The sequence below is a fragment of the Mycobacterium sp. genome, assembly GCF_046091765.1.
In the GTDB taxonomy this organism is placed as follows: domain Bacteria; phylum Actinomycetota; class Actinomycetes; order Mycobacteriales; family Mycobacteriaceae; genus Mycobacterium.
Genome location: NZ_JBJTCF010000014.1, coordinates 1 through 4,999 on the forward strand (window position 1 = coordinate 1; position 4,999 = coordinate 4,999).

At 71.3% G+C, this 4,999-nt stretch carries 4 protein-coding genes and 1 pseudogene; all 5 read right to left on the minus strand.

The window, feature by feature from the left end; translation table 11 throughout:
• Nucleotides 1-191 (minus strand): annotated as a pseudogene (locus ACKOB8_RS01555) (MspA family porin); the annotation flags it as partial.
• A 481-nt stretch (nucleotides 192-672) separates the two neighbouring features.
• Nucleotides 673-1,170, minus strand: coding sequence for a MogA/MoaB family molybdenum cofactor biosynthesis protein (locus ACKOB8_RS01560; protein ID WP_526374936.1), 498 nt, complete (start codon nucleotides 1,168-1,170; stop codon nucleotides 673-675).
• Between the two features lie 95 nt (nucleotides 1,171-1,265).
• Nucleotides 1,266-2,600 carry a S1C family serine protease gene (locus ACKOB8_RS01565; RefSeq protein ID WP_526374938.1) on the minus strand — a complete coding sequence of 445 codons (1,335 nt, stop codon included), beginning with the start codon at nucleotides 2,598-2,600 and terminating at the stop codon, nucleotides 1,266-1,268.
• 77 nt (nucleotides 2,601-2,677) lie between these two features.
• On the minus strand, nucleotides 2,678-4,207 hold the full coding sequence (locus ACKOB8_RS01570; RefSeq protein ID WP_526374940.1) for a HAMP domain-containing sensor histidine kinase: 1,530 nt from the start codon (nucleotides 4,205-4,207) through the stop codon (nucleotides 2,678-2,680).
• Nucleotides 4,207-4,893 carry a response regulator transcription factor gene (locus ACKOB8_RS01575; RefSeq protein WP_526374942.1) on the minus strand — a complete coding sequence of 229 codons (687 nt, stop codon included), beginning with the start codon at nucleotides 4,891-4,893 and terminating at the stop codon, nucleotides 4,207-4,209. The genes ACKOB8_RS01570 and ACKOB8_RS01575 overlap by 1 nt, the downstream gene beginning before the upstream one ends.
• Between the last annotated feature and the right edge of the window lie 106 nt (nucleotides 4,894-4,999).

The following is a 4,999-nucleotide window of genomic DNA, read 5'->3' on the forward strand; positions in this document are numbered from 1 at the left end:
CCGTCAAGGAAGGTGTCCCACTGCTGGATCGTCATCGTGCGCCCACCACCGTCGACCAGCGTCATCTGATTGTCCAGCGCCGCCTGCGCACTGCCCGCACCCCCGACCAGCCCCGCCGCCAGCACCAGCACCCCCGACAGCGCCGCTGCCACCCTGGCTGCCACCGCCACCAGCACACGACCTGCTTTCATGCTCTCCCTCGATCTGTCGGCGGTGTTCTCACGGACGCCGGGCCCCCGGCGGTATTACGACACTGAGCAAGATAACGGCACGGTCTCGTCGCGGCAACGCGAGCGGTTTCGCCGGGCCGCCGGGAGCGGGGCGCAGGCGCCCCGCCGGGGTCCGTGCCGGGGGGCCAGCGCAGGCCGCCGGAACCCCGGGGCGGCCCTGCCGCAGACCGCCCGGTATCGGAGACCATGTGGCACCGGGATCGCTCAAAGATGGTGTGGCGGAACGTTTTCCCGCAACCAGCGGTCGTGGGCGGCGGTGCCGGGGCTGGCGTCCTCGTCGGGACTCTCGGGGACCTCGCGGGGACGGTCGGCTGTCGATGGCCGCTCGCGGTCGGGCCGGTCACGGCGCCCCGCGGCCATCAGCGGCGGCCGTCGTTGTGACTAACGTCACAGTCGGGGCATTTGTGCACGTCACGCGCCCCCGAACAGCGCACCGGCGGCCTCAGATCTCGAGGCTGGACAGGTCGGCGATCACGTGTTTGGCCATCGGGCCCAGCGTCGCCATGCCGTCGCGCACCGCGGAGCGCGATCCGGCGATGTTGACCACCAGGGTGCTGCCCGAGATGCCGGCCAGCCCGCGGGACAGGCCGGCCTCGACGCTGCCGGCCGCCAGACCCGAGGCCCGCAGCGCCTCGGCAATGCCCGGCAACTCCCGGTCCAGCACCGCGCGGGTGGCCTCCGGGGCGACGTCGCGCGGGGTGACGCCGGTTCCGCCGACCGACACCACCAGGTCGACCCCGCCGATCACCGCGGTGTTGAGCGCGTTGCGGATCTCCTGCTCGTCGGCGGCCACCACCACCACCCCGTCGACGACGAAGCCGGTCTCGGTGAGAAGTTCGGTGACCAGCGGCCCATTGAGGTCGGCGACCGCACCCCGCGCGTGGCGGTCGTCGACCACCACGACCAGTGCCCGCCCGGCGGATCCCTCCGGATTTTCCATGACTGCCACCGTATATCCGGGTGCGGCATATCCGGGTGCAACCGGGTGGGCCGGTCTGCGCAACGGCGTGACCGGACGTCCGCCGACGACACGGATCACTGATCGGCCTTGCCGAGGGTGACCTCGACGGTTTTCGGCGAGCCCGACGGGTCGAGGTAGGTCAGCGTCAATCTGTCTCCCGGTGCGCGCGACCGCACGGCTGCCACCAGAGCGTCGGCGCTGCCGATCACGCGATCGTCGACCTTGGTGACGACCACCCCGCTGGGCAGGCCGGCCCCGGCGGCCGCACCACCCTTGACGACCTCGACGATCTTGGCCCCGTTGGTGGTGACGTCGTTGCTGACCTGCACGCCCAGCGAGGCGTGCGAGGCGGTGCCGGTGTTGATCAACTCGTCGGCGACGCGCTTGGCCTGATCCACCGGGATCGCGAAACCCAGACCGATCGATCCGCTCTGGTCCTCAGGGGAGTTACCGCCCAACGTCGCGATCGCCGAGTTCACCCCGACCAGTTCGCCGCTCATATTCACCAGCGCCCCGCCGGAATTACCCGGGTTGATCGCCGCGTCGGTCTGGATGGCGTCGAGCACCGTGTTCTGATTCGACGCGTCGCCGCTGGCGGCGACGGGACGGTTGAGCGCACTGACGATGCCGGTCGTGACGGTGCCCTCGAGTCCCAGCGGGGAGCCGATGGCCACCACCGGCTGCCCGACGCGCAGTTGCGCCGAGGAGCCCAGCGCGATCGGGGTCAGACCCGACACGCCCTCCGCGCGCACCACCGCGATGTCGGTCGCGGGATCCGCACCGACCACCGTGAACGACGCGGTGCGCCCGTCGGCGAAGCTCACCCTGGTGGTCAGTCCCGCACCGGGTGCTTCCCCGGGTTCGCCGGGGCGGCCCGGAGCGCCGGGCGGCAGCTGCGGCCCGTCCTTGGCGGCGGCCACCACGTGACTGTTGGTCAGGATCAGACCGTCCGCCGAGAGGACCACGCCCGAGCCCTCCTCGGACTGCCGGCCCATCTTGGTCTCCAGCTTGACCACGCTGGGCACGACCTTGGCGGCCACCTGTTCGACCGACCCGGCCGGCAGGTTCGCCGTCGGAACCGCGCCACCCCGGGGCGCCGGACCGGAGATCGACGTCGCGGGCTGGGCCGCGGGCTCGACGACCGTGGCCACCAGGCCGCCGACGGCCGCCGACATCACCGCGATCGCCAGTCCCCCGGCCGCCAGGGCGATCGGGCGGGAACGCTTGGCGGGCGGCGCGGGATAGGCGCCCGGCGCTCCCGGGGTCGCGCGGTAGGGGTCATACCCCCGCGGGCCCTGCGGGCCGGGCGGGTAGCGCCAGTCGTAGGGCTGGCGGTAGCCGGGCGGAGGGTAGCCGGGCGTGGACGGGCCGGGCTGCTGCGGCGGGGGGTACCGCTGGTCGTCTGTCATGGTCGCTGCTGGCTCTCTCTCGCTGGCCTGCGGGGCACACTCAACGTTGAGCTGTGGTACCAGGGTGACGCGTGCCGCTAAGAATCGACTGAGACGACACGCGAGACCTGTGATGGCTCCGCGACGTCAACGGTTGCTGAACCGTTGACGACCGGGATTTCGCTAGGGGCGGAAATCCGAGGGTAGGTCGATGCGACCGGGCGACCGGGCAGCAGCACGAAGAACGACGTGCCGGGGGGCTGACCGCCGGGCACGGTCTCCCCGACGTGGATCATGCCGCCGTGCTTGACCACCACCTGCTTGACGATCGCCAGGCCGAGGCCCGAGCCGGGCATCGAGCGCGCCGACGCCGACCGGTAGAAGCGCTCGAACACCAGGCCGCGCTCGTCGGCGGCGATCCCCGGACCCTCGTCGGAGACCACCAGTTCGGCGTTGGCGGAGTCGATCTGGTGCAGCCGCAGCCCGACGGTGCCCCCGGGCGGGCTCCACTTGGCGGCGTTGTCGAGCAGGTTGAGCACCGCCCGCGACAGCCCGGCGGCATCCCCCTGGACCTGCCAGCCGATGATGTCGACGTCGAACTGAATGTCGTTGCGGCGGCGGCGAACCCGCTCCAGGCTGCGATCGATGACCTCGGTCATGTCGACCGGCTCGAAGGTCACGCCGTGCGCGTTGTCCTCCCGGGTGAGGTCCACCAGATCGCCCACCAGGGTGGTCAGCTCCTCGATCTGCCCGATGACGTCGGCGCGCAGTTCGGCCAGCTCGCTCTCCGGGATCGGCGGCGCCCCCGGGCTGCTGGACGCCATCAGCAACTCGGCGTTGGTGCGCAGCGAGGTCAACGGGGTCTTCAGTTCGTGCCCGGCGTCGGCGACCAGCCGGGCCTGGCGCTCGCGCGACTCGGCCAGGGCGCGCAGCATCGCGTTGAACGCCTCGGTGAGCCGGGCCAGTTCGTCGCTGCCGACCACCGGGATGGGACGCAGGTCGTCGGTGCGGGCCACCCGCTCGGCGGCGTCGGTGAGCTGGCCCACCGGACGCAGCCCGGTGCGCGCGACCGTGCCGCCGGCCACCGCGGCGATCACCACGCCGACGCCGCCGACCGCCAGCAGCACCCATTTGAGCTTGGTCATCACCGCGTTGGTGGGCTGCAGGCTCTTGGAGATCAGCAGCGAACTGTCGTTGGGCAGGTGGATGGCCAGCACCCGCTGGTCGACGACGGTGCGGCGGGACAGGAACAGCTCGCCGCGGATGACGGCCTTCTCCGGGTCGCCCACCGGCAGGGTCTGGCCCTGCTGGTTGGCGGTGTAGATGGACTTGCCCGGATTGACCAGCATCGCGTTCACGTCGGAGTAGGCGGTGCCCTCGATGGCCTTGGCCGGGTCGGCGGCCAGCGAACCGCTGGCGATCAGCAGCTGCGCGCGGCTCTGCAACTGGTTGTCGATGTCGGTGTAGAGCGCGGCGGAGACCACCGCGTACACCGCGACGGCCATCAGCACGACGACCATCGCCACCATCGACATCGCCAGCAGCATCACCCGCCACCGCAGCGACAGCGATGAGGTGGTGATCGCCGGCACTCGCACTGCCGGGCTACGCCGCTTCCGTCGGGGCATTAGGGGGGTGTCTCACGCAGCACGTAACCCACCCCGCGCACGGTGTGGATCAGCCGCGGTTCTCCTTCGGCTTCGGTCTTGCGACGCAGGTATCCGACGTAGACCTCCAGGGCGTTGCCCGAGGTCGGGAAGTCGAAGCCCCACACCTCCTCGAGGATGCGGCTGCGGGTGAGCACCCGGCGCGGGTTGGCCATCAGCATCTCCAGCAGCGCGAACTCGGTCCGGGTCAGGCTGATCGACCGGTTGCCGCGGTGCACCTCCCGGGTCGAGGGGTCCAGCGTCAGGTCGGCGAAGGTCAGCACCGCGCTTTCGGTGGCATCCTCGGGCCCGGTCCGGCGCAGCAGCGCCCGCAGCCGGGCCAGCAGCTCCTCCAGCGCGAACGGCTTGGGCAGATAGTCGTCGGCACCGGCGTCGAGCCCGGCCACCCGCTCGGACACCGAGTCGCGCGCGGTGAGCACCAGGATCGGCATGTCGTCGCCGGTGCTGCGCAGCTGGCGGCACACCTCCAGGCCGTCCAGTCTCGGCATCATCACGTCGAGGACCAGCGCATCGGGGCGCTCGCTGGTGATGGCGTCGAGGGCCTCGACACCGTCCTCGGCGAGGTCGACGGTATAGCCGTTGAAGGACAGGGAACGCCGCAGTGACTCGCGCACCGCGCGATCGTCATCGACCACAAGTATCCGCACGAGGAACAGTCTAGGGGTCGCGCGGACTGATCAGGCTATTTGCTGCGGGCGGGCCTCAGCGCCGGTCGAGGTCGACCAGGCCCAGCCGGGCGGCCTTGAGCAGCCG

What these genes read in the sequence shown, in the direction of transcription:
- ACKOB8_RS01560 (WP_526374936.1), bottom strand. Translation starts at nt 1,170, where the DNA reads ATGGAAAATCCGGAGGGATCCGCCGGGCGGGCACTGGTCGTGGTGGTC.
- ACKOB8_RS01565 (WP_526374938.1), bottom strand. Translation starts at nt 2,600, where the DNA reads ATGACAGACGACCAGCGGTACCCCCCGCCGCAGCAGCCCGGCCCGTCC.
- ACKOB8_RS01570 (WP_526374940.1), bottom strand. Translation starts at nt 4,207, where the DNA reads ATGCCCCGACGGAAGCGGCGTAGCCCGGCAGTGCGAGTGCCGGCGATC.